Source organism: Azohydromonas lata NBRC 102462, assembly GCF_001571085.1.
GTDB classification, from domain to species: Bacteria; Pseudomonadota; Gammaproteobacteria; order Burkholderiales; family Burkholderiaceae_C; genus Azohydromonas; species Azohydromonas lata.
Genome location: NZ_BCTC01000033.1, coordinates 17,191 through 40,837, shown reverse-complemented (window position 1 = coordinate 40,837; position 23,647 = coordinate 17,191). Strand labels below are relative to the sequence as shown.

At 70.0% G+C, this 23,647-nt stretch carries 20 protein-coding genes; 4 read left to right on the top strand and 16 right to left on the bottom strand.

Features of this window, described 5'->3' with window-relative positions; all coding sequences use genetic code 11:
- Positions 1-18: 18 nt before the first annotated feature.
- The 13 genes from ALA01S_RS13555 to ALA01S_RS13495 form a co-directional block, all read right to left on the bottom strand.
- Positions 19-1,197, bottom strand: a complete 1,179-nt coding sequence (locus tag ALA01S_RS13555; RefSeq protein ID WP_066337246.1) for an acyl-CoA dehydrogenase family protein — start codon at positions 1,195-1,197, stop codon at positions 19-21.
- A gap of 10 nt (positions 1,198-1,207) precedes the next feature.
- On the bottom strand, positions 1,208-2,059 hold the full coding sequence (locus ALA01S_RS13550) for an enoyl-CoA hydratase family protein (RefSeq protein WP_066337244.1): 852 nt from the start codon (positions 2,057-2,059) through the stop codon (positions 1,208-1,210).
- A complete protein-coding gene (locus tag ALA01S_RS13545; protein WP_084267529.1) occupies positions 2,059-2,658 on the bottom strand; it encodes a MarR family winged helix-turn-helix transcriptional regulator in 600 nt (199 codons plus the stop codon). The genes ALA01S_RS13550 and ALA01S_RS13545 overlap by 1 nt, the downstream gene beginning before the upstream one ends.
- Before the next feature lie 41 nt (positions 2,659-2,699).
- Positions 2,700-3,482, bottom strand: a complete 783-nt coding sequence (locus tag ALA01S_RS13540) for an SDR family NAD(P)-dependent oxidoreductase (protein WP_066337243.1) — start codon at positions 3,480-3,482, stop codon at positions 2,700-2,702.
- Positions 3,479-5,827, bottom strand: a complete 2,349-nt coding sequence (locus tag ALA01S_RS13535; RefSeq protein WP_066337242.1) for a bifunctional salicylyl-CoA 5-hydroxylase/oxidoreductase — start codon at positions 5,825-5,827, stop codon at positions 3,479-3,481. Before ALA01S_RS13535 ends, ALA01S_RS13540 begins: the two co-directional genes overlap by 4 nt.
- Positions 5,828-6,197: 370 nt before the next feature.
- Positions 6,198-7,037: a tryptophan 2,3-dioxygenase gene (gene kynA / locus ALA01S_RS13530; RefSeq protein WP_066337241.1), complete on the bottom strand. Its 840-nt coding sequence runs from the start codon at positions 7,035-7,037 to the stop codon at positions 6,198-6,200.
- Between the two features lie 74 nt (positions 7,038-7,111).
- Positions 7,112-9,517 (bottom strand): PAS domain S-box protein, encoded by a 2,406-nt coding sequence (locus ALA01S_RS13525; RefSeq protein WP_238455793.1) that lies wholly within the window; start codon positions 9,515-9,517, stop codon positions 7,112-7,114.
- Between the two features lie 132 nt (positions 9,518-9,649).
- Positions 9,650-10,456, bottom strand: coding sequence for a GntR family transcriptional regulator (locus tag ALA01S_RS13520; protein ID WP_084267528.1), 807 nt, complete (start codon positions 10,454-10,456; stop codon positions 9,650-9,652).
- A gap of 46 nt (positions 10,457-10,502) precedes the next feature.
- Positions 10,503-11,258: an aspartate/glutamate racemase family protein gene (locus tag ALA01S_RS13515; RefSeq protein WP_066337237.1), complete on the bottom strand. Its 756-nt coding sequence runs from the start codon at positions 11,256-11,258 to the stop codon at positions 10,503-10,505.
- Between the two features lie 73 nt (positions 11,259-11,331).
- Positions 11,332-12,816, bottom strand: a complete 1,485-nt coding sequence (locus tag ALA01S_RS13510) for an NCS1 family nucleobase:cation symporter-1 (protein ID WP_066337235.1) — start codon at positions 12,814-12,816, stop codon at positions 11,332-11,334.
- Positions 12,817-13,025: 209 nt separating this feature from the next.
- Positions 13,026-13,898: an alpha/beta hydrolase gene (locus ALA01S_RS13505; RefSeq protein ID WP_066337233.1), complete on the bottom strand. Its 873-nt coding sequence runs from the start codon at positions 13,896-13,898 to the stop codon at positions 13,026-13,028.
- A gap of 43 nt (positions 13,899-13,941) precedes the next feature.
- Positions 13,942-14,730 (bottom strand): slipin family protein, encoded by a 789-nt coding sequence (locus ALA01S_RS13500; RefSeq protein WP_066337232.1) that lies wholly within the window; start codon positions 14,728-14,730, stop codon positions 13,942-13,944.
- A gap of 4 nt (positions 14,731-14,734) precedes the next feature.
- Positions 14,735-16,123: an NfeD family protein gene (locus tag ALA01S_RS13495; protein WP_066337231.1), complete on the bottom strand. Its 1,389-nt coding sequence runs from the start codon at positions 16,121-16,123 to the stop codon at positions 14,735-14,737.
- Between the two features lie 146 nt (positions 16,124-16,269).
- Between ALA01S_RS13495 and ALA01S_RS13490 the strand changes: the two genes are divergently transcribed.
- Positions 16,270-16,809 (top strand): pyridoxamine 5'-phosphate oxidase family protein, encoded by a 540-nt coding sequence (locus ALA01S_RS13490; RefSeq protein WP_084267527.1) that lies wholly within the window; start codon positions 16,270-16,272, stop codon positions 16,807-16,809.
- Between the two features lie 55 nt (positions 16,810-16,864).
- On the opposite strand, the gene glk is transcribed toward ALA01S_RS13490, so the two are convergent.
- The 3 genes from glk to ALA01S_RS13475 all read right to left on the bottom strand — a co-directional run bounded on the left by glk (position 16,865) and on the right by ALA01S_RS13475 (position 20,212).
- The gene (glk, locus tag ALA01S_RS13485) at positions 16,865-17,830 is read right to left on the bottom strand and encodes a glucokinase (protein WP_238455791.1); all 966 of its coding nucleotides are present in this window, start codon (positions 17,828-17,830) and stop codon (positions 16,865-16,867) included.
- A gap of 162 nt (positions 17,831-17,992) precedes the next feature.
- Positions 17,993-19,465 (bottom strand): sensor histidine kinase, encoded by a 1,473-nt coding sequence (locus ALA01S_RS13480; protein WP_238455790.1) that lies wholly within the window; start codon positions 19,463-19,465, stop codon positions 17,993-17,995.
- Positions 19,466-19,507: 42 nt separating this feature from the next.
- Positions 19,508-20,212, bottom strand: coding sequence for a response regulator transcription factor (locus ALA01S_RS13475; protein ID WP_066337230.1), 705 nt, complete (start codon positions 20,210-20,212; stop codon positions 19,508-19,510).
- 200 nt (positions 20,213-20,412) lie between these two features.
- Between ALA01S_RS13475 and ALA01S_RS13470 the strand changes: the two genes are divergently transcribed.
- The 3 genes from ALA01S_RS13470 to ALA01S_RS13460 all read left to right on the top strand — a co-directional run bounded on the left by ALA01S_RS13470 (position 20,413) and on the right by ALA01S_RS13460 (position 23,647).
- The gene (locus ALA01S_RS13470) at positions 20,413-21,684 is read left to right on the top strand and encodes an ABC transporter substrate-binding protein (RefSeq protein ID WP_066337228.1); all 1,272 of its coding nucleotides are present in this window, start codon (positions 20,413-20,415) and stop codon (positions 21,682-21,684) included.
- A 158-nt stretch (positions 21,685-21,842) separates the two neighbouring features.
- Complete coding sequence (locus tag ALA01S_RS13465) at positions 21,843-22,721, top strand: carbohydrate ABC transporter permease (RefSeq protein WP_066337227.1); 879 nt, start codon at positions 21,843-21,845, stop codon at positions 22,719-22,721.
- Positions 22,722-22,786: 65 nt separating this feature from the next.
- Positions 22,787-23,647, top strand: coding sequence for a carbohydrate ABC transporter permease (locus tag ALA01S_RS13460; RefSeq protein ID WP_066337274.1), 861 nt, complete (start codon positions 22,787-22,789; stop codon positions 23,645-23,647).

Sequence of the window (23,647 nt, the reverse complement as noted above, 5' to 3'; positions counted from 1 at the left end):
TGGTGCGGAGTTGAATCGTCAGGGCGCCTGCACGGCGCGGACTTCGCGCAGCAGCTCCCGCGCGATGATGAGTTGCTGCACCTCCGAGGCGCCCTCGTAGATGCGCAGCGCGCGTATCTCGCGGTACAGCCGCTCCACCGCCACGCCGCTGACCACGCCCAGGCCGCCCCAGAGCTGCACCGCGGCGTCTATGACCTGCTGCGCGCCCTCGGTGGCGGCGAGCTTGGCCATGGCGGCTTCGCGCGTGACGTTCCGGCCCTGGTCGCGCTGCCAGGCGGCGCGGTAGGTGAGCAGCGCGGCGCTCTCAATCGTCAGCGCCATCTGCGCCAGCTTCGACTGCGTGAGTTGCAGATCGGCCAGCACGCCGCCGAACAGGGGCCGCGTGGTGGCGCGAGTTAAAGCCTCATCCAGCGCGCGCCGCGCGAAGCCCAGCGCGGCGGCGGCAACCGAGGTGCGGAACACGTCCAGGGTGCGCATGGCGAGCTTGAAACCCTCGCCCGCCGCGCCCAGGCGCTGCGAGGCCGGCACGCGGCAGTTTTCAAACTTCAAACGCGCCAGCGGGTGCGGCGCCATCACTTCTATCCGCTCGGCGATGTGAAAACCCGGCGTGCCCGCCTCCACGATGAAGGCCGAGATGCCGCGCGCGCCCGGGGCCTCGCCGCTGCGGGCGAAGACCACGTAGAAGTCGGCGATGCCGCCGTTGGAGATCCACGTCTTCTCGCCGTCGAGCACATAGGCGTCACCTTCGGCCCGCGCCGCGCAGGACAGGGCCGCCACGTCCGACCCGGCGTCCGGCTCCGACAACGCAAAGGCCGCGATCGCCTCCCCGGCCGCCACCGCCGGCAGCCAGCGCGCTTTTTGGGCCTCGGTGCCCGCCAGGGAGATGGCGCCGGAGCCCAGGCCCTGCATGGCGAAGGCGAAGTCGGCCAGGCCGCTGTGGCGGGCCAGCGTCTCGCGCAGCAGGCACACGGCGCGGGTGTCTATGGCGTCGCTGATGCCGCCCAGCGCGCGCCCGGCCACCGCGTGGCGCAGCCAGCCCGCCGCGCCGAGCTGCCGGACCAGCGCGCGGCAGGCGGCGTCCACGTCGGCGCCGTGATCGCCGGCGAGGTGCTGCGCGGCCCAGGCGTCCAGCTCGCGCGCCAGGGCGCGGTGGCGGGGCTCGAAGAAGGGCCAGTCCAGGTAACGCGTGTCGGCCATGGAGACCCCTTCAATCGCCGCGGAACACCGGCTTCTCGCGCGCCACGAAAGCCTCGTAGGCACGCTTGAAATCCTGCGTGGCCATGCACAGGGCCTGCGCCTGGGCCTCGGCTTCTATGGCCTGGTCGATGCCCATGGACCACTCCTGGTGGAGCATGGTCTTGGTCATGCCGTTGGCGAAGGTAGGGCCGCGGACCAGCTCGCGCGCCAGCGCCTGCGCCTCGGCCAGCAAGGCGTCGGGGGCGACGAGGCGATTGAAGAAGCCCCAGCGCTCGGCCTCCTCGCCGCCCAAGCTGCGCCCGGTGAACAGCAGCTCGCTCGCGCGCCCCTGGCCGATGAGGCGCGGCAGCAGCGCGCAGGCGCCCATGTCGCAACCGGCCAGGCCCACGCGGTTGAAGAGGAAAGCCGTCTTGGACCGGGCCGTGCCCAGCCGCAGGTCGCTGGCCATGGCGATGATGGCGCCCGCCCCCGCGCACACGCCGTCCACCGCCGCGATGACGGGCTGCGGACACGCGCGCAGCGCCTTCACCACTTCGCCGGTCATGCGCGTGAACATCAGCAGCTCCGGTGCCGGTAAATCCACCAGCGGGCCGATGATTTCGTGCACGTCGCCGCCGGAACAGAAGTTGTCGCCGGCGCCGGTGATGACGACGGCGTGCACGTCGGTCGCGTACTTCAGCCGGATGAACAGCTCGCGCAGCTCGGCGTAGGACTCGAAGGTCAGCGGGTTCTTGCGCGTTGGACGGTTGAGCGTGAGGGTGGCCACGCCCTCGCGCGCTTCCCACAGAAAGTGGCGCGCGTCGTAGCCGGCAAGCGCCAGGCGGTTGCCCGCGGCCAGGGCGGGATCGAGGGATTTACTCATCACCGCTCCTTGCGCGCGGCGGCGCGGGGGGAAACGTCGTCCTGCTCCGGCAGCGGCTCGCCGCCGTCGCCGGCCTCCTTGCCGGCCAGGTGCACGCGCAGCCGGCCCAACAGCTCATAGAGCGTGTCGCGGTGCGCAGGCTCGAAACCCTGGAACATGTCTATGAGCCAGCCCTCGTGCTCGGCGGCCATGGCCAGGAATTCCTCGCGGCCCTTGGGCGTGAGGCGCACCAGCAGCGAGCGGCGGTCCTGCGCATCGGCCACGCGCTCGACCCAGCCGTCGGCCACGAGCTGATCGGTCAGCCCCGTGACGTTGCCGCCCGTGACCATGAGGTAGCGCGAGAGCGCGCTCATGCGCAGGCCCTCGGGGCAGCGCTCCAGTTGCGCGAGGTAGTCGAAGCGCGGCAGCGTGGTGCCGAAGCGCTGGCGCAGCCGCACGCGCACGGCCTGCTCGATCTGCGTGCTGCACGAGAGCAGCCGCAGCCACAGCCGCACGGCGGAGTGGTCCTCCGGCGCAGCGCGGGCCTCGCGGCCTATGGCGTCCTCGCCCAGGGACTGCACCAGCTTGAAGTCCCGGACCTGGGTGACTGGATTCTTCATGGCGGCTCCCTCGTGAGTGCCTGCGGGCCGTGGCGACGCGCTCACATCACCTCCCCGCCGCTGATGGACAGCGACTGCCCGTTGACGCTGCCCGCGCCCGCTGTGCACAGCCAGGCCACGGCGTCCGCCACTTCCTGCGGCCGCACCAGCCGGCCCTGCGGGTTGTGGCGGGTGAATTCACGGCGCGCCGCCTCGGCGTCGCGCCCCGTGGTGGCGACGACCTTGGCGATGCTGTCGGTGAGCAGGTCCGTTTCGGTGAAGCCGGGGCAGACGGCGTTGACGGTGACGCCCTTGCTGCCCACCTCCAGCGCCAGCGAGCGCGTGAGGCCGATGACGCCGTGCTTGGCCGCCGCGTAGGCGCCCACGTAGGCGTAGCCGCGCTGCCCTGCCGTGCTGGCGACGTTGACGATGCGCCCCCACCCGCCGCGCAGCATGGCCGGCAGCGCGGCGCGGGTGCAGTTGAAAGTGCCGGTGAGGTTGACGGCCAGCATGCGCTGCCAAAGCTCATTGGTGGTTTTCACCAGCGGCGCGCTGGCGGCCTGGCCGGCGTTGTTGACAAGGACGTGCACGTCCGCGCCCGCCGCTTCCAGCGCCTGCCAGGCGCGGGCGACGGAAGCCGCATCGGCCACGTCGCACACCAGCGTGCGCGCCTGGGCGACGCCCGGCAGCTCGCGGGCCAGCGCCTGCAGTGTGTCCTCATGCCGGCCCAGCAGCGTGAGCGTGGCGCCGTCGGCCGCCAGGCGGCGGGCGATGGCCGCGCCTATGCCGCGCGCCGCGCCCGTCACCAGCGCGTGCCGCCCGGCCAGCGGCAGCGCGCCGCTCACGGGCGGCTCCCTGGCGCCGCCGCGGCCTTCTCGCGGGCGAGGTTGGATTCCAGCTGGCGCTTGGCCGCCAGGTACTGCTTGGGCCAGGCGATCTCCGTGAAGCCGATCTTGGCCGCCTCCAGCAGCGTCCAGGCCGGGTTGGCGAGGTGCGGGCGGGCGACGGCGCAGAGGTCGGCGCGGCCGGCGGCGACGATGGAGTTCACGTGGTCGGCCTCGCTGATGGCGCCCACGGCCATGGTGGCGATGCCGGCCTCCTGCCGCACGCGGTCGGCAAAGGGCGTCTGGAACATGCGGCCGAAGGTGACGTGCTCGTCCTTGCTGACCTGGCCGGAGGAGACGTCCATCACGTCCGCGCCCGCGGCCTTGAAGGCGCGGGCGATGTCCACGGCCTCCGCGGGCGTGTTGCCGCCGGGCACCCAGTCGTGCGCGGAGATGCGCACGGACATGGGCAGGTGTGCAGGCCACGCCTCGCGCACGGCGCGGAACACCTCCAGCGGGTAGCGCAGGCGGTTCTCCAGCGGGCCGCCGTAGTCGTCCTCGCGCCGGTTGGTCAGCGGCGAGAGGAAGGAGGAGAGCAAATAGCCGTGCGCGCAGTGCAGCTCCAGCCAGTCGAAACCGGCGGCGGTGGCGCGGCGGGTGGCGGCGACGAAATCCTCGCGCACGCGGTCCATGTCTTCGCGCGTCATGGCGCGGGAGAACGGGCTCACGCCCGCGAGGTACTGCTGGGGCGAGGCGCTGATGAGCGGCCAGTTGGGTTCCGGGCCGTCCGCGGGCAAGGGAAGGTCGATGCCGTCCCAGGCGCGGCGGGTGGACCCCTTGGCGCCGGCGTGGCCGAGTTGCATGGCGATCTTGGCATCGCTGTTCGCGTGCACCCAGTCCACGATGGCCTTCCAGGCCTCGCCCTGTTCGTCGTTCCACAGCCCGGGGCAGCCGGGGGTGATGCGGGCGTCGGGACTGGTGCAGGTCATCTCCGCGCAGATCAGCGCCGCGCCGCCCAGGGCGCGCGCACCCAGGTGGACGAGGTGGTACGGGCCTGGCACGCCGTCCGTGCACGAGTACTGGGCCATGGGCGAGACCACCACCCGGTTCTTCAGCGTCATCGAGCGCACCGTGAAGGGCGTGAACATGGGCGGCACGGCGGGCTGATCGGCCGACCGCTCCACGCCGGCACGGGCAGCGAACCAGCGCTCGTAGCCTTCGAGCCAGGCCTTGTCGCGCAGGCGCAGGTTTTCGTGGCTGATGCGCTGGCTGCGGGTGAGCAGCGAGTACATGAACTGCTCCGGCGCCAGGTGGTCGCAGTAGCGCTCGCCGCAGACCTCGAACCACTCCATGGCGTTCCAGGCGGCGTTCTGCAGGCGCAGCGCCTCGACGCGGCGCGTCTCCTGCCACTGCTGCAGGGCTTGCGGGATGTGCTCCACGGTGTCGCCCAGATCGCGGAACTGGCGGGTCAGCTCGATGGCGTCCTCCAGCGCCAGCTTGGTGCCGGAGCCGATGGCGAAGTGGGCCGTGTGCACCGCGTCGCCCATGAGCGCGACGTAAGCGCCCTGCGGGTTGTGCAGCCACCATTGGGCGCAGGCCACCCTTTGAAAATTCAGCCAGGCCGAGCCGCGCAGGTGGCGGGCGTTGGAGAGCAGCTTTTCGCCCTGCAGCGTGTCGGCGAAGAGGCGCTCGCAGAAGGCGATGGAGGCGTCGGTGTCGGCGCGGTCCAGGGCGTGGGCGCGCCAGACGTGTTCCGGGCACTCGACGATGAAGGTGGAGGTGTCGGCGTCGAACTTGTAGATGTGGGCCTGGAACCAGCCGTGCTCGGTGCGCTGGAAGTCGAAGGTGAAGGCGTCGAACAGCCGTTTCGTGCCCAGCCAGATGAAGCGGTTGGGCCGGGTGACGATTTCCGGCTGGAAGGTGGACGCGTGGCGGGTGCGCAACCGGGAGTTGATGCCGTCGCAGGCGATGAGCAGGTCGGCGTCCGGGAACTCGGCGTCGGACTCCACCTCGCGCTCGAAGACCAGCTTCACGCCCACTTCTTCGCAGCGGGCCTGGAGGATGTTCAGGAGTTTTTTCCGCCCGATGCCGACGAAGCCGTGGCCGCCGCTGCGCAGGGTGCGGCCCTTGAAGCGCAGCTCGATGTCGTCCCAGTGGTTGAACGCCTGCTGGATGGTGGCGGCGGACTCGGCGTCCCACTGGCGCATGTTGTCCATGGTGGCGTCCGAGAAGACGACGCCCCAGCCGAAGGTGTCATAGGGGCGGTTGCGCTCCACGACGGTGACGTCATGGGCGGCGTTGAGCCGCTTCATGAGCAGTCCGAAGTACAGCCCGGCCGGGCCGCCGCCAACGCACACGATCTTCATTCGCCGCCCCTCCAACATCCGGTGCGGGCCGTGAGGCCGAAGCGGGAACTTTAGGGATCAATTGTTTAGGCTTCAAGCAAGTGGAAGCACTGAGGGAGGGGTAGGACGCTTCCCCGCCCGCTTGGCCTTCGCGTGCCCGGCCGCGCTCGCTGGGCACCGTGCGCTGCGCTCGCATCCTGTTTCAAGCCAAGGTTCGGACCCACAACTTATTGTTGATGGGGTTTCGTTACCTTATATTGTGCTGCAGTTTATTCATAAAATACTGAAACGGCAGTATTGGATTTTTATTCCTACGCCTTGATTTTCGTCTTTTGCAGCCACAAGCCCACAAGATATTTCCACTCATACACTACCGGCGCGTACCCATATCTCACAAATCCGTCCTCAACTGCCAAATCTCCGGAAACAACACCACCTCCAGCATTTTCCTCAAATAACTCACACCCCCCGTCCCGCCGGTCCCGCGCTTCAGGCCGATGATGCGTTCCACCGTGGTGACATGCCGGAAGCGCCACAGCCGGAACGCGTCTTCCAGGTCGGTGAGTTTCTCGCCGAGCTGGTACAGCTCCCAGTGGTGCTCAGGGTCGCGATAGACCTCCAGCCACGCCGCCTCCACGCCCGCATCGGCTTGATAAGGCTGCGTCCAATCCCGCTCCAGGTGCGAGGCCGGCACGTTCAGGCCGCGGCGCGCCATCAATTTCAGGGTCTCGTCGTAAATCGAGGGTGAGCGCCAGGCCGCCTCCACCCGTGCATACAAATCAGGTTTATGGGCATGCGGCTTCAGCATCGCCGCATTCTTGTTGCCCAGCGCGAATTCAATGCAGCGGTATTGGGCGCTTTGAAACCCACTGGAGTTGGCCAAATAAGGCCGCATGGCGCTGTATTCCGGCGGCGTCATGGTGGAGAGCACCGTCCAGGCACTGACGAGCTGCTCCATGATCCGCGTCACCCGCGCCAGCATCTTGAAAGCGGGGCTCAATTCATCGCGGCGCACGCAATCGATGGCCGCTTCCAGCTCGTGCAGCAGCAGCTTCATCCACAACTCGCTGGTCTGGTGCTGGACGATGAACAAGAGCTCGTCGTGGGATTGGGACAGCGGCTGCTGCGCGTTCAGGATTTCGTCGAGGTGCAAATAGTCCCCGTAGCTCATGTCCCGGCTGAAATCCAGCTGCGCACCCTCCTCGGCGACGATGCGTTCGGTTTCACTCATGGCGGCTCCCGGTTCGTTGCGGCAATGGCCGCATCTTCGCCTGCCGGCTCGTGGGCGCCAACGCGGCGCCGGCCTCAGGCGGCCGGCGGCAACGGCAGGTCGATGCGGAAGGCCGTGCCCGCGCCGCGCTCCAGCAGCGTGAGCTGCGCGTCGATCTGCCGAGCCAGCGCGTGGATGATGCGCATGCCCAGACCCTTGGAGGCGGCGGGCTCGAAGCCTTCCGGCAGGCCGACGCCGTCATCCGCCACCAGCAGGCGCAGGCCCCCATCTTTGCGATGCACGTGCAGCCGCACCGTGCCCCGGCCGCTCGGGAAGGCGTACTTCACGGCGTTGGTCAGCAACTCGGACAGCAGCAGCGACAGCGGCACGGCCTGGTCCACGGCCAGGGTCACGGCCTCGCCGGACTGGAAATCCAGCGTGATGTGCTTGCCCTCGCCCAGGAGGCGCAAGGTGTCCTCGGCCATGCGGCGCAGCCAGTGGCCCAGGTCCAGCGAGCCGAGGCGGCCGGACTGGTACAGGGACAGGTGCAGCCGCGCCATCACGCCCACGCGGGCGCCGGCCTCGGCGATGGCGCGGCGCGCGTCCTCGTCCTGCACCGTGCGCAACTGCAGCGACAGCAGCGAATTGATGATCTGCAGGTTGTTCTTGACGCGGTGGTGCACCTCGTACAGCAGCGTGTCCTTGGCCTGCAGCGCCTCGGTGAGCGCGGCCTGCGCGGCCTTCTGCGCCGTGATGTCCAGGCTCACGCCCACCATGCGCTCCACGTGGCCGCAGCCGTCGCACACCACCTCGCCGCGGTTGAGCAGCCACACCTGGCGCCCGTCGGCATGCGCCAGCCGCATCTCCTGCTCGAAGCCGCCGCGCGTGGCCAGCGCTTTGGCCAGCGCCCCCTCCAGCGCCGGGCGGTCCCCGGGGTGCACGCGGGCCATGAAGGCCGCCGTGGGCAGAAAACCGTCTTCGGTCGGCTTCAGGCCCAGCAGCTCGAACATCTGCCGGTTCCAGTGCGAGCGCCCCTGCGCGGGCGACCACTCCCACACGCCCATGTCGCCGGCGGACAGCGCCAGGTCCAGCCGCAGTTGCGCCTGCGCGAGCTGGCGCTCGCGCTCCTGCAGCGACTCCAGCGCACGCACCTTGGCGTCGATGTCGTCCACCACCACCAGCGCGCCGGTGAGCGTGCCATCGGCGTCGCGTATGGGCGCGCCCAGCGCGCGCAGCCAGGCCATGTGGCCGCCCGGGCGCAGGTAGCGCATCTCCAGCGCGGGCCGCTCCTCGCCGGCCAGCACGCGCGCCAGCGGCTGCTCGGAGGGCGCCACGGGGCGGCCGTCCTCGTGGAAGGCGCCGTACTCGGCGTAGCCGGCCACGCCCTCCACGTTGAGCAGCGGGTGGCCCAGGATGTCTTCAATGCTGCGGTTGCCCTTGACGATGCGACCCGACGGCGCCTCGGCGATCACCACGCCCACGGGCAGCGCGTCCAGCACGGCACGCAGGTGCGCCTCGCTGGCGTCGCGGGCGCGCTCGGCGCGCCCGCGCTCCACCGCACCCCACAGCCGCTCGCACACCTGCTCGGCCAGCGCGATGTCCACGTCGCTCCAGCCGCGCGGCTCGGGGTGGTGAATGAACAGCAGCGCCACCAGCCGCCCGTGTTTCACAAGCGGCACGTCCAGGATGCTGCGCGTGTGTATGCCGGCGTAGGCGGCCACCACGGCGGGGGCGCGGGTGCGGTCGTCCTCTTCCACATCGGCGATGGCCACGGTGCGCCCGGCGCGTATGTCGTCCACGAAGGCGACGCCGAAGTCCGGCAGCCGCCAGCGGCCGACCACGGACGGGATGCGCCCGTCGTTCCAGTCGTGGTGCACGGTGATGTAGGGCGGGTCGCCGTCGATCTCGCCGTAGCCGACCTGCGCGACATGGAGGTGCCGGCCCAGCGCGGCGGTGGCGGCGTCCATCATGTCCTGCGGCTGCGCCAGGTCGCGCAGCGACTCGCTCACGGCCAGCATGAAGCTGGCGCGCTGCTCCTGCGCGGCCAGCGCCTGCTCGGCGCGCACCATCTCGTCCACGTCCACGGCGCTGCCCAGCCAGCCGCGCAGCGTGCCGTCGCCATCGAGCCGGGGAACGACGTTGACCAGGTGCCAGCGCCACTGGCCGTCGTAGCGGCGCACCCGGCGCCGCGAGGCATGGGCGCGGCCGGCCTGCAGGTTGCGCTGCCAGTCGGCGTGGCCGGCCCGCATGTCCTGCGCGTGCACCACGCGCACCCAGCCGCGGCCGGACAGCTCCTGCGCCGACAGCCCCGTGTAGCGCTCCCAGCCCGCGCTGGACCACAGGCGCTGCCCCGCCGCATCGGTCTCGAAGGTCAGCGTGGGCAGGGCATCCGCTATGGCCCGATACCTGTCGGGTGCAGGGGAAACCGCCCCGCCGGGGGCTGCGGCACCACGCTCGTCGTCCTCCAGGGGGTGGCTCAGCAGGGGCGCGGCGTGATGCATGGACACGGGAAAATGCCAGGACAAGACAGCCTAGCGCCTGAGCCTTCCGCCACATTGACAAAAGTGACGGCCGGCGCGGATTGCGTCACATCCTGGTACCCGTTACCCCCCTGCAACGGCCCGTGGAATGCCTCAGCTCAGCAGGGCCTTGACCAGGTCGAGCTGGCGCTCCGGCACGCCGCCGTCCAGGCGCAGGCTGGCTTCCACGCGCTGCAGGTGCTCGTTCATGCAGGCCACGGCCGCGGCGGTGTCGCCGCGGCGGCACACGCGCAGCAGCTCCTCGTGCTCGTCGCTGGAGCAGTGCGGGTCGTTGGTGGAGGGGTAGAGCATGGCGATGAGCGAGCTGCGCGCCACCATCTCGCGCACCAGCTCCGTGAGCGTCACGTTGCCCGTGCACTCGGCCATCTCGACGTGGAAGTCGCCCAGCAGCTTCTCGCGCGCGCTGCCCACGCTGGTGCGGGGCTCCAGCGTCGTGCGCTCGATGTGGATGTGCTGCTGCAGCCGCTCGAAGTCGCGCGGGCGGGCCTGGGCCACGAAGAGGCGCACCACCTCGGCCTCCAGCACGCGGCGCACCGCGAACACCTCGCGCGCCTCCTGCACGCTGGGCTTGCTCACCAGCGCACCCTTGTCCGGGACGATCTGGATGAGCTTGTCGCGCGAGAGCGTGAGCAGCGCGGCGCGTATCTTGGTGCGGCTCACGCCGTAGACCTTGCCCAGCGCCTCCTCGCGCAGCCGGGTGCCGGGGGGCAGGCGCTTTTCGACGATGGCGGTGGCGATGTCCTGCGCGATCTCCTCGGCGCTGACGCTGCGCTGCCCGGCCGCGGCCGCGCTTGGGCCGTCAGCGTCGCCGCCGTCGGCCTCGGGGGGGATGGCGCCGGCGGCGGTGGCCTCGTCCGTGGCGGGAGCGGAGGCGGGGGTGGATCGCTTCTTGGTGGGCATGGCCTAAATTTTAGGCAGCGGCCCCGCCCGGCCACCCTGACGGCGCTCAGGCCGCCAGCGGGTCTTGCGAGGGCAAGGTGAAACCTTCGAGCAGGCCGCGCAGCGGCTTGGCGATCGGCGCGGCCAGCTCGCCGCGCTTGGAGGTGCGCAGGCCCAGCGCGGCCAGCGACTCCACGAGCTGCACGGCCGCGGCCACGCCGTCCACCACCGGCACGCCCAGGGCCTGGGAGAGCTCGCGGCAGAGGTCGGCCATGCCGGCGCAGCCCAGGACGATGACGTCGCAGCCGTCCTCGGCCAGCGCGCGGCGGCACTCGTCCAGCACGCGCTGGCGGGCGTTGGAGCCGGGCACCTCCAGCTCCAGCACGGGCAGCTCGCAGGCGCGCACGTTGGCGCAGAAGCGCTTCATGCCGTAGCGCTCGGCCAAGTGCCAGGCCTGGCCGCGGGTGCGATCCAGCGTGGTGACCACGCTGAAGGAGGCGCCGATGAGGCTGGCCACGTGCATGGCGGCCTCGGCGATGCCCACCACCGGCGCGCGCGCCAGCTCGCGCGCCGCAAGCAGCCCGGGGTCGCCGAAGCAGGCGATGACGTAGCCGTCCATGCCCGCGCGCTCGCCCGCGGCGATCTCCTGCAGCAGCCCCGGCACGGCCAGGGCCTCGTCGTAATGGCTCTCTATGGACACGGGGCCCATGGCCGGGTTGACGGCGACGATGTCGGTGCCCGGCCGCGCCACGGCGCGGGCCGCCGCGCCGATCTTGGCCGTCATGCCGGCCGTCGTGTTGGGGTTGATGATTTTTACTCTCATGGGGTGCTTGCTTGTAGTCGTTGGGCTGGATGCGCCGGGGCAGCTGGGGCGGCCCCGGCTTCTCACACGGGTCTCAGCATTGCCTGCTCAACAGAGCGTGAAAAATAAAACCCAGGCCGGTGCCTATGAACCAGGCGTAGTTGGCGGCGCCGCGCCAGTCGGGGACGATCACGCACAGCATGGGGATCAGGGCGGACGGCACCAGGGCCATCACCGCGCGGCGGTTCACGCCGTTCTGGTACCAGTAGCGGCCCTGGGGGCTGAGCGTGTAGAGGTCATCGACGTGCACCTGCTGCTTCTGCACCAGGTAGTAGTCGGCGATGAGGATGCCGAACAGCGGGCCGATGAAGGCGCCCAGGATGTCCAGCGTGTAGTGGATGACCTCGGGGTTGTTGTAGAGGTTCCAGGGCGTGATGAACACGGAGCCGACCGCGGCGATCATGCCGCCGGTGCGCCAGCTGATCTTCTGCGGGTTGCAGTTGGAGAAGTCGAAGGCCGGCGAGACGAAGTTGGCGACGATGTTGATGCCGATGGTGGCGACCATGAAGGTCAGCGCGCCCAGGACGACGGCGGTGGTGCTGTCGATCTTGCTGACCGTGTGCACGGGGTCGGTGATCAACTCCCCGAACACCGGCAGCGTGGCGGCGGTGGTGACGACGGTGAGCAGCGAGAAGAACACGAAGTTCACCGGCAGGCCCCAGAAGTTGCCCTTCTTCACCGCGTCGAAATGCTTGCCGTAGCGAGAGAAGTCGCCGAAGTTGAGCATGGGGCCGCTGAAGTAGCTCACCACCAGGGCGATGGCCGAGAGCATCACCGGCAGCGCGTCCCAGCCCTGGAACTTCACGCCGCCCAGGTTCATGTTGATGTTGTCCCAGCCGGCCTTCCACACCAGCCAGCCGCACAGCACGGCCATGACGACGTAGACGGCGGGGCCGGCCCAGTCGATGAACTTGCGGATGGACTCCATGCCGTGCCAGAACACGAAGGCCTGCAGCGTCCACATCACCATGAAGGCGACCCAGCCCAGCGTGGACAGGCCCACGAAGCCGTGCTGCTGCACGTCGGCGTAGGGCGCGAGGTGGGGGAAGAAGTGCAATGCCAGCACCATGAAGGCGGCGGAGGCGAGGTAGGTCTGGATGCCGTACCAGGCCACGGCGATGAGGCCGCGGATGACGGCGGGGATGTTGGCGCCCAGCACGCCGAAGGAGGCACGGCAGATGACGGGGTACGGCGTGCCCGTGACCTGGCTGGGTTTGGCCACGAGGTTGCAGAAGAACTGGACGATGCAGATGCCCACCAGCAGCGCCACCAGCACCTGCCAGCTGGAGAGGCCCAGCGCGAACAGGCTGCCCGCGGTGATGTAGCCGCCGACGCTGTGCACGTCGGACATCCAGAAGGCAAAGATGTTGTATTGGCCCCAGGTCTGGCGCTTCAGCGGCGCCAGGTCCTCGTTGGTCAGCCGCGGGTCGTAACCCGGCTTGATGAGCGCATTGGATTCCTCGGTGTGCGCGGGCCCCGCCTGGGCCGCGGCACTGACGCCGGTGGCGATCGTGTTCATGCTGTCTCCATCGCTTGTAGTGGTCTCGTGACGGCTTCGATGCCGCGGCGACGCGTGGTGCCTTCCGCAGATCGTGCACCTATTTTGTATACATAAATCGCGACAAACAAGCGGAGATTGGGGGGCGGCACCCCGGGGTTTCACGGATGGTGGGAGAAGGCCGCCCGCGGCGGGCGGCAGGAGCGCCGAGGCTGACGCTCAGTGCGAAATCACAGGCCCAGCCGAGCGGCGAGCCATCGGCACACCGGGCTGGCCGCGTCCTCCAACCCGTGGATCACGGTGAAGTGGTGCGTATCGGCGATAGGGGACAGCTCCACCTCGTTCCCCGCCCGCCGCCACTGTTCAGCAAACGCCGTGGACTGCCGCGCGAACTCGCTGGACTCCAGGGCGCCCCAGGTCACCCACGCGGGCGTCGCGCAGGGCCGCACCAGCCGCGTGGGCGAGTTGCGGCGGATGACGCCCTCGTCCAACTGGATCATGGGCTGCAGGTAGCTCCAGCGCAGGGGCTCCAGCTCGTAGAGGCCGCTGAACAGCAGCGCGCCGGCCAGCGGATCGTCCGGCAGCCCGTAGTCGCGCGCCCAGGGCGCGAGCAGGCTCATGGCGGCCAGGTGCCCACCCGCGGAATGCCCGCCCACGGCCACGCGCGTGGGGTCGCCGCCGTAGGAGCCGATGTGGCGCAGCACCCAGGCCACGGCCGCGCGCGCCTGGCGGGTGATCTCGTCGATGCTGACCTGCGGGCACAGCGCGTAATTCACCACCACGGTGGTGATGCCCAATGCCTGCGGGCCCAGGGCCACGCTGCTGAAGTCGCCCGCGCTCAAGGCCCGCCAGTAGCCGCCGTGGATGAACACGAACACCGGCGCGTTGGGCTGCGCGGCGGGGAAGATGTCCAGCGTCTCGGCCAGCGTGGGGCCGTAGGGAATGTTCCGCCTGCAGGGCAACCGTTCGCGGGCCTGTTGGCTGACCTCCACGTAGTGCCGCATCTCGGCCGCGGGGTCGTCCACGCCCAGCGAGGGGTTGTACTGGCCGTCGATCTCGGCCTGGGTGGCGAAGTGGCGGTAGAGCTTGGGCGATGCGGTCATGGGCAGATGGGCGGGTTGGTGGCGGGGGCAACGAAAGGGCAGCTCAGCCGGCGTCGCGGGGCTTGTCGCTGCGGCGCATGCCCTCGATCAGCGGACCGAGGATGTCCACCGGCAGCGGGAACACGATGGTGGAGTTCTTGTCCGCCGCGATCACCGTGAGCGTTTCCAGGTAGCGCAACTGCAGCGCCTGCGGCTGGCGGCCCAGGATTTCGGCGGCCTGGGCGAGCTGCTGCGAGGCCTGCAATTCGCCCTCGGCGTGTATGACCTTGGCGCGGCGCTCGCGCTCGGCCTCGGCCTGGCGGGCGATGGCGCGCACCATGGACTCACCCAGGTCCACGTGCTTGATCTCGACGTTGGTGACCTTGATGCCCCAACTGTCGGTCTGGGCGTCCAGGATCTTCTGGATGTCCAGGTTCAGCCGCTCGCGTTCGGACAGCAGTTCGTCCAGCTCGTGCTTGCCCAGCACGGCGCGCAGCGTGGTCTGCGCGAGCTGGCTGGTGGCGCCCAGGTAGTTCTCGACCTGGATGATGGCCCGCTCCGGCTTTACCACCTGGAAGTACAGCACCGCGTTGACCTTCACCGAGACGTTGTCGCGGGTGATGATGTCCTGCGACGGCACGTCGATGACGCGCACGCGCAGGTCCACCTTGACCATCTGCTGCAGCCCCGGGATGAGGATGACCAGCCCCGGCCCCTTCACGCTCCAGAAGCGGCCCAGTTGAAACACCACGCCGCGCTCGTACTCGCGCAGGATGCGCAGCGAGTTCACCAGCAGCACCACCAGCGCAAAGCCCAGCAGCACCAGAAAGCCCGTGGGCAGCAGATCGCTCATGTCCTCACCTCTGTCCTCGTGTGTCGTGATCCTTGGGCGTGTCCTTGGGTACTTGGGCGGGCCGCACCAGCAGCGTGAGGCCGTCCTGGCCGGTGACGCGCAGCGCCTGGCCCGGCAGCAGGCCGGCCACGCCGCGCACCCGCCAGGGCGTGCCGGCCACGCGGGCCCACCCGGCGTCGCCCTGCACTTCCAGCAATTCGCCCCGCTCGCCCATGAGCACCGCCGTGCCGCCCACCTGCGGGCGCCGCCGCGTGCGCAGCGCCAGCATCGCCACGCCGCCGATGAAGGCGGCGGAGGTCAGCATGAGCACGGCGATCAGTGGCCAGGGGATGGCCAGGCCGGGCACGTCGCCGTCGGTGAGCAGGGCCGCGCCCAGGCCGAAGGCGGCCAGGCCGCCCAAGCCGAGCACGCCGAAGCTGGGCACAAAAACTTCGGCCGCCAGCAGCGCCAGGCCCAGCAGCACCAGCGCCAGCCCGGCGTGGTTGATGGGCAGCATCTGCAGCCCAAACAGGCCCAGCAGCAGCGACACGCCGCCCACCACGCCGGGCAGGACGAAGCCGGGGTTGGCGAACTCGAACACCAGGCCGTAGAGGCCAATGGTCATCAGCGCCAGCGCCACGCTGGGGTCGCTCAAGCTCTCCAGCAGCTCGTCGCGCCAGCCGGGCTGCAGGGCCTTGACCGGCGCATGGGCGGTGGCCAGGGTCACGCGGCGCTCGCCCACGGCGAGGGTGCGGCCGTCCAGGCGGCGCAGCAGCGTGGGCAGGTCGTCGGCGACGAGGTCGATGACGCCCTGCGCCAGCGCCTGGCGCGCGTCCAGGCTGGCGGCGTCGCGCACGGCGCGCTCGGCCCAATCGGCATTGCGCCCGCGCAGTTGCGCCAGGCCGCGGATGTAGGCCACGGCGTCGTTGACGCGCTTGGCGGCCATGGCGTCCTGCGGCGCCGAGGCGGCCTGCGGCGCCGCCCCGCCGGGGCCGACCGCCACCGGCGTGGCCGCGCCCAAGTTCGTCGCCGGTGCCATGGCGGCCACGTGCGCCGCATAGAGGATGTAGGTGCCGGCGCTGGCCGCCCGCGCGCCCTGCGGGGCCACGAACACCGCGACCGGCACGGGCGAGGCCAGCAGGCGCTTGATCACGTCGCGCATGGACTTGTCCAGGCCGCCCGGCGTGTCCAGTTGCAGCACCAGCATCGCGGCGCGCTCCTGCCCGGCCTGCTTGAGCGCGCGCTCGAAGCGCAGGGCCGTCGCGGGGCCGATGGCGCCGGAGACGGTGAGCAGCAGCACCGGCGCCGGCCCCGGCGCGGAGGCAGGGGCGGACGCATCGGCCAGCGCGCGCCACGCGCCGGCCAGGCCGAGCGCGAGCGCCAGGCCGTACAGCCACGGGCGAAGCCACTTCATGCCGGGGATGCTACGCGCCGGCTCCCGGCCCGGCGAGGAACGCGGGCGATGGCCGCGCCGCCCCGCGCAGGACCCGGGGCCCGGGAATGGCCCTTGCCGATCACCCAGTCCCGGGCCGCGGCCCACCCCAGCAGGAAACCACAACCATGAGCCAGGACCAGCACACCGACCACGCCTCGCACGACGGGCACGACCCGGCCAACATCGCCAAGCTGTGGAAGATGATCAAGGACATGCGCTTCGGCATGTTCACCACGCGGCACGAGAACGGCCACCTGCACTCGCGCCCCATGACCACGCAAAACCGCGGCACCGACACGGACGACGTGCTGTGGTTCTTCATGTCGCGCAGCAGCGAGCCCTGCGCCGACCTGCAGCGCGACGCACAGGTCAACGTGGCCTACGCCGACCCGTCCAGCGACACCTACGTCTCCGTGGCCGGCACGGCCGAGCTGGTGGAGGACGCCGGGCGCAAGCGCACGCTGTGGAACACCGCCACCGAGGCCTGGTTCCCCAACGGCCCGGACGACCCCGACGTGGCCCTGGTGCGCGTGCGCATCACCCACGCCGAGTACTGGGACGTGCACGAAAGCAAGGCCGTGCAGCTCTTGAAGATGGCCCGCTCCGCCGTCACCGGGCATCCGCCCAAGGACATGGGGGAGTACGGGCAGGTGCGCATGCATTGAGGGCGCTGGGGCGCCTTGGCATCTCGCAAGCCAAGGCGCCTCGCACCCTACTTCGTCATTCCCCCAACGCCGCCGCCGCGCCCAGCAGCGCCGGCTGCGGCGCGCGGATCAAGAAAGTCGGAATGCGCTCCAGGTAGCCCGCAAACCGCCCCTTGGCTTCAAAGGCGGCGCGCAGCGGCGAGCGGCGAAGCAGATAGTCCTCGCCGAAGCGGCCCAGGATGCCGCCGCCGAAATACACGCCGCCGCGCGCGCCCAGCGTCAGCGCCAGGTTGCCCGCCACGCTGCCCAGCAGGCTGCAAAACGTGTCCACCGCCTCGGCGCACTGCGCGTCCGTGCCCGCCAACCCGCGCTCGCACACCTGGGCGGCGGTGAGCGGCTGCGGCATCACGCCGTCCAGCCTGGCAATCGCGCGGTACAGGTTTTCCAGCCCCATGCCGGAAATCAGCCGCTCGGCCGAGACGTGCAGGTGCTCGGACCACGTGGCGCGCAGAATGTCCGCCTCGCGCGGGCCGCCGGGCGCCAGCGTCGCGTGCCCGCCCTCGCCCGCCACGGCCACCCATTCGCCGCCGCGTGAGCGCACGAGAGAAGACACGCCCAAGCCCGTCCCCGGCCCAAGCAGCACGCAAGGCGCCAAGGCGTCCGGCGCGCCGCCGCCCAAGTGCAGCAGGTCTTGCGGCTGAAACGCCGGCACGGCGTGCGCCATGGCCTCCCAGTCGTTGAGCATGAGCAGCCGCCGCAGGCCCAGGCGCTGCCGCGTGGCCTCGATGGAGAACTGCCAGCGGCTGTTGGTCATGCGCAGCCCGTCGCCCTGCACGGCACAGGCGATGGCCACGGCCGCTTCGACAGGACGTTCCGGAAATCCGTGCAGGCTTTCCAAATAGGTTTCGACCGCCGAGGCCAGGTCCGGGTGGTCCGCCGTTGCCAGCGTGCGCTGCATCTGCGGCAGGCCGCGCGCACCGCGCACCAGCGCGAAACGGGCATTGGTGCCGCCCACGTCGCCCACCAGGCGCAGCGGCCCCAAGTCGGACGGCTCAACGGACGGCAGGACGGCACCGGCAGGCGACGGCGCAAGAGCGGGAATAGGAAGCATCGGAACAAGCGACGTGAACGCGATGCCTAAATTATTAATGCTTCATTAATACATGAACATGGGTTAAACCCGCAGGCGTGCCGCCTCGCCGCGCTATGCCGCCGCGCCCGCGTCCAGCGGCAGCCGCACCACCACGCGCAACCCGCCCACGGCGCCGTCCGCCAGCTCCACCTGCCCGGCGTGGCGCTCGATGATCTCTTTCACGATGGCCAGCCCCAGGCCGCAACCGTCGCCCGTGGTCGTGCCGCGCACGAAACGCTCAAAGACGCGCTCGCGCTCCGCGGCCGGGATGCCCGGCCCGTTGTCCTCCACCTCGGCCACCGCCTGCCCGCCTTCGCGGCGCACGCGCACCGTCACTTCCGAGCCGCGCCCGGCGTAGCGGATGGCGTTGTCGATGAGGTTGCTCAGCGCCTCGCGCAGCAGCAGCGCATTGGCGCGCACGGGCACGGCGTCGCCGTCTTCCTCCAGCGCCGGGTCCAGCCCCAGGTCCACGCCGGCGCGCAGGGCGCGCGGGACCAGCTCCGCCGTCAGCTCCCGCGCCAGTTGCCGCAAGTCGAAGGCGCTGCGGTCCTGCACCAGCGCGGATTCGGGCTCGGCCCGCGCCAGCGTCAGCAGTTGATTGACCAGATGCGCGCTGCGCGTGGCGCTCTGGTGCACGCGCTCCAGCCGCGAGCGCAGCTCGGCGTCGGCACAGCCCTGCAGCGCGAGTTCCGTCTGGCTCTTGAGCCCCGCCAGTGGCGTGCGCAACTGGTGGGCGGCGTCGCCTATGAAGCGCTTTTGCGCCGCCACGTTGCGCCGCGCCGCGCCCAGCAGCTCGTTCAAAGCGCGCGCCAGCGACTGCAGCTCGCGCGGCGCCTGCTCGATGTGCAGCGGCGCGAGGTCCGTGGGCGCGCGGCTTTCCACCTCGCCGCGCAGCCGCGCCAGCGGCGCCAGGCCCGCGCGTATGCCCGCCCACACGATCATGGTCATGAGCACGATCAGGGCGGACAGCGGCAGCAGCGTGTCCACCAGGATGCTGCGCGCCAGCTCTTCCCGGTTGGCGCTGCTGCGCGCCACCTGCACCAGCATCAGCTGCCGCGGCGAGTCTTCCGTGGCGTAGGACAAGTACAGCGCCGCCACGCGCACGGGCTGCGCCGGGCGCGGCGACGAGGCGTCATCCGCCATGCGGCCGTCGTAGAAGTACGGCACGTTCAGGCGCGGCTCCTGCAGCGCGGGCGGCTGCGGCAGCGTGCGGCTGCCCAGGATGAACTGCCCCGGCGGCGTGCTCACCATGTAGTAGATGCGGTCGTCGGGGTCGGCCTCCAGCACGTCCTGCGCGGCGCGCGGGAAGTCGATCAGCAAGCCGTTTTCCATCGGTTTTATTTGCCGCGCCAGCGCGCGCGTGGCCTGCGAGAGGCTGTCGTCGATGGCGCGGTTGGCGTAGCCCGCGGCCAGCCGGTAGGTGGCAAAGCCGCCCGCGATCCACAGCACCAGTTGCGGCAGCAGCAGCCACAGCAGCAACTGCCGCTGCAGCGACAGGCCCCCGGCGTTGAGGCCACGCAGCAGGCGTTTGAGCGGGGAAAACACGGGTGATGCGCCCCGGTGAAACAACGGTACGGGATGCGGCGCTCAGCCGCGCGGCGCCTCGCCGCTTTCCAGCAGATAGCCCAGGCCGCGCACGGTGCGGATGCTCAGGCCCGACCCTTCGAGCTTGCGGCGCAGGCGGTGGATGTAGACCTCTATGGAATTGCCCGCGGCGCCCGCGCTGCCCGCCTCGCCGCCGTCGCCGCTCCAGGCCTGCGTGATCTGCTCCTTGGTCAGCACCTGGTCCCGGTGCGTGCTCAACTGCTCCAGCAAGGTCCACTCGCGCGGGCTGAGCTCCAGCGGCTCGCCTGCCACGCTGGCGCGGCGGGCCTGCGGCTCCAGCAACAGGCGCCCAAGCGTGCTGGCCGCGGGTGCGGCCTGCGACGCGGCCTGCGAGCGCCGCAGCAGCACGCGCAGCCGCGCTTCCAGCTCGGGAAAATCAAAGGGTTTCGTGAGGTAGTCCTCCGCCCCGGCGTTGAGCACCGTGACGCGGCTTTCCAAGTCGTCCAGCGCGGTGAGCACCAGCACGGGGAAGCTGGGCTTGGCCGCGTGCACGCGCTTGAGCACGCTCAGCCCGTCCAGCATGGGCAGGCCCAGGTCCAGGATGGCCAGGTCAAAGGATTGCCGCAGCAGCAGGTATTCCGCCACCGCGCCGTTTTCCACGTGTTCGACGTCAAAGCCCGCCTGGCGCAGTTGCGCCGACAGCGCATCGGCCAGCAAGGCATCGTCTTCCGCAAGCAGGAGTCGCATGGCCGAAGCTTAACGGCACATTGCACCCTTCACGGCCCGCGCACCGCCTTGCACGCCGGCACGGCGCGCCTTCAGGGTTTAACCTCATATTAAGACATTAACGCCACATTAATACTTGCGTCCAACGCAGCCGCAGCAGGCCGCGTGCAGTGCAACCATCAAGCCGGATGCGACAACCGGCGCCCGCAAGGAGACATCCCATGACCACCCACCGCCCCACCCCGCGCCGCGCCCTGCTGGCCGTTGCGGCGACTGCCGCCACCATGGCGCTTTGCGGCGCGGCCCGCGCCGGCGAGGTCGAGGTGCTGCACTACTGGACCAGCGGCAGCGAGGCCAAGGCCGCCGCGGCGCTGAAGTCCATGCTGCAGGCCAAGGGCCACACCTGGCGCGACTTCGCCGTGGCCGGCGGTGGCGGCGACTCGGCGATGACCGTCCTGAAATCCCGCGTGGTGTCGGGCAACGCCCCGGCCGCCGGCCAGATCAAGGGGCCGTCCCTGCAGGAATGGGCCGCCGAGGGCGTGCTGGCCAGCATCGACGACGTGGCCAAGGCCGAGAAGTGGGACAGCCTGCTGCCCAAGCAGATCGCCGACGTCATGAAATACAAGGGCAGCTACGTCGCCGCCCCGCTCAACGTGCACCGCGTCAACTGGCTCTACGCCAACCCCGAGGTGCTCAAGAAGGCCGGCGCCAAGCTGCCGGCCAACTGGGACGAGTTCTTCACCACGGCCGAGGCGCTGAAGAAGGCCGGCGTGATCCCGCTGGCCCACGGCGGCCAGAACTGGCAGGACTTCACCATCTTCGAGAGCGTCGCGCTCGGCCTGGGCGGCGTGGACTTCTACCGCAAGGCGCTGGTGCAGCTGGACGCGGCCACGCTCAACGGGCCGACCATGGAGAAGGTGCTCACCACCTTCCGCCGCATCAAGGGCTACACCGACAAGAACGCCCCGGGCCGCGACTGGAACCTGGCCACCGGCATGGTGGTCAAGGGCGAGGCCGGCATGCAGCTCATGGGCGATTGGGCCAAGGGCGAGTTCATGGCCGCGGGCAAGCAGCCGGGCAAGGATTTCGTCTGCACGGCCGCCCCCGGCAGCGCGGGCGCCTTCACCTTCAACGTGGACTCGCTGGCCATGTTCAAGGTCAAGGGCGACGACAAGGTCAAGGCCCAGAAGGACCTGGCCGCGGCCGTGATGTCGCCGCAGTTCCAGGAGGCCTTCAACATCAACAAGGGCTCCATCCCCGTGCGCATGAACATGGACCTCTCCAAGTTCGACGACTGCGCCAAGGCCTCCGCCAAGGACTTCGCCGCCAGCGCCCAGGCCGGCACCCTGGTGCCCAGCATCGCCCACGGCATGGCCGTGCCGGCATCGGTCGAAGGCGCCATCAAGGACGTCGTGAGCCAGTTCTGGAACAACGACCGCATGACGCCCAAGGAAGCCATGTCGCGCCTGGCCGCCGCCGCCAAGAGCAGTTGACCAGCACTGCCGGCCGCGCCTGACGCGGCCGCCTGAGTTCTCCGCGCCTCCACCCGCCTCCGGCATCCAATGCGCCGGCAAGTGAAACCTGCGCCGCGCGCGCCGGGTGGGGCCCTCTCACGCCCAATGAATCCATTGGGCTCCACCAAGAGGCTTGCATGTCCGCCCCTTCCAACCTGCGCACGCCGTGGCTGCCCAAGCTGGTGATCGCGCCCGGCTTCGCGCTGTCCTTCGTGTTCATCTACGGCTTCATGGCCTGGAACGGCTACCTGTCGCTCACGGGCTCGCGGCTGCTGCCCAACTACGAGCTCCAGGGCCTGGACCAGTACGTGGCCCTGTTCCACAACGAGCGCTTCCACGTGGCGCTGACCAACATGGCGGTGTTCGGCGGCCTCTTCATCGCCGGCGCCATGGGCCTTGGCCTGCTGCTGGCCATCCTGCTGGACCAGAAGGTGCGCGCCGAAGGCGTGCTGCGCACCGTCTACCTCTACCCGATGGCGATCTCCTTCATCGTCACCGGCACCGCGTGGAAATGGATGCTCAACCCCGGCCTGGGCCTGGAGCGCACGGTGCAGCAGTGGGGTTGGGAATCTTTCAGCTTCGGCTGGCTGGTGGACCCGGACAAGGCCATCTACTGCATCGCCATCGCCGGCGTGTGGCAGGCCGCGGGCTTCGTGATGGCGCTGTTCCTGGCCGCGCTGCGCGGCATCGACGACGCCATCATCAAGGCCGCCCAAGTGGACGGCGCCACGCTGCCGCGCATCTACCTGCGCATCATCGTCCCCAGCCTGCGCCCGGTGTTCTTCAGCACCCTGATGGTGGTCAGCCACCTCGCCATCAAGAGTTTTGATCTGGTGATGGCGCTCACCGCCGGCGGGCCGGGCTATGCGACCGATCTCCCGGCCACCTTCATGTACGCCATGGCCTTCACGCGCGGCCAGATCGGCCTGGGTGCCGCCAGCGCCACCGTGATGCTGGCCACCATCGCCGCCATCGTCGTGCCCTACCTGTACTCCGAGCTCAGGAGCAAGCGATGAGCACTTCGCCCCTCGCCACCACCATGCCCTCCTCCTCCGTGATCGGTGCCGCCGCACCCGCCGCGATGTCGCGCCGGCGCCTCAACCTGCACCGCCTCGTGCTGTGGGCCGTGCTGCTGGTGTTCGCCGCCTGGTTCCTGGCGCCGCTGTACGTGATGGTCGTGACCTCGCTGAAGGACATGGCCCAGATCCGCGACGGCAACCTGCTGTCGCTGCCTACCAGCCCCACGCTGGAGGCGTGGAGCCGCGCCTGGAGCAGCGCCTGCACCGGCACGGACTGCAGCGGCCTGCAACCCTTCTTCCTGAACTCCGTGCTGCTGGTGGTGCCGGCCGTGCTGATCTCCACCGCTTTGGGCGCGCTCAACGGCTACGTGCTGAGCAAGTGGCGCTTTCGCGGCAGCGAGCTGATGTTCGCGCTCATGCTGTTCGGCGTGTTCATGCCCATGCAGGTGGTGCTGCTGCCCATGAGCCAGGTGCTGGGCTGGCTCGGGATGGCCAGCTCCATCAGCGGCCTGGTGCTGGTGCACGTGCTCGCCGGCCTGCCCTCCACCACCCTGTTCTTCCGCAACTACTACGTGGGCCTGCCGGACGAGCTGGTCAAGGCGGCCATGCTGGACGGCGCCTCGTTCTGGCAGATCTTTTGGCGCATCGTGCTGCCGCTGAGCACGCCCATCCTGGTCGTGACGCTGATCTGGCAGTTCACGCAGATCTGGAACGATTTCCTCTACGGCGTCGTCTTCTCCGGCGCCGACAGCAAGCCCATCACCGTGGGCCTGAACAACCTCGTCAACACGACCAGCTCGGTCAAGGAATACAACGTGGACATGGCGGCTGCGCTCATCGCGGCGCTGCCGACGCTGCTGGTCTACGTCATCGCGGGCAAATACTTCGTGCGCGGCCTGACGGCCGGCGCGGTGAAAGGCTGA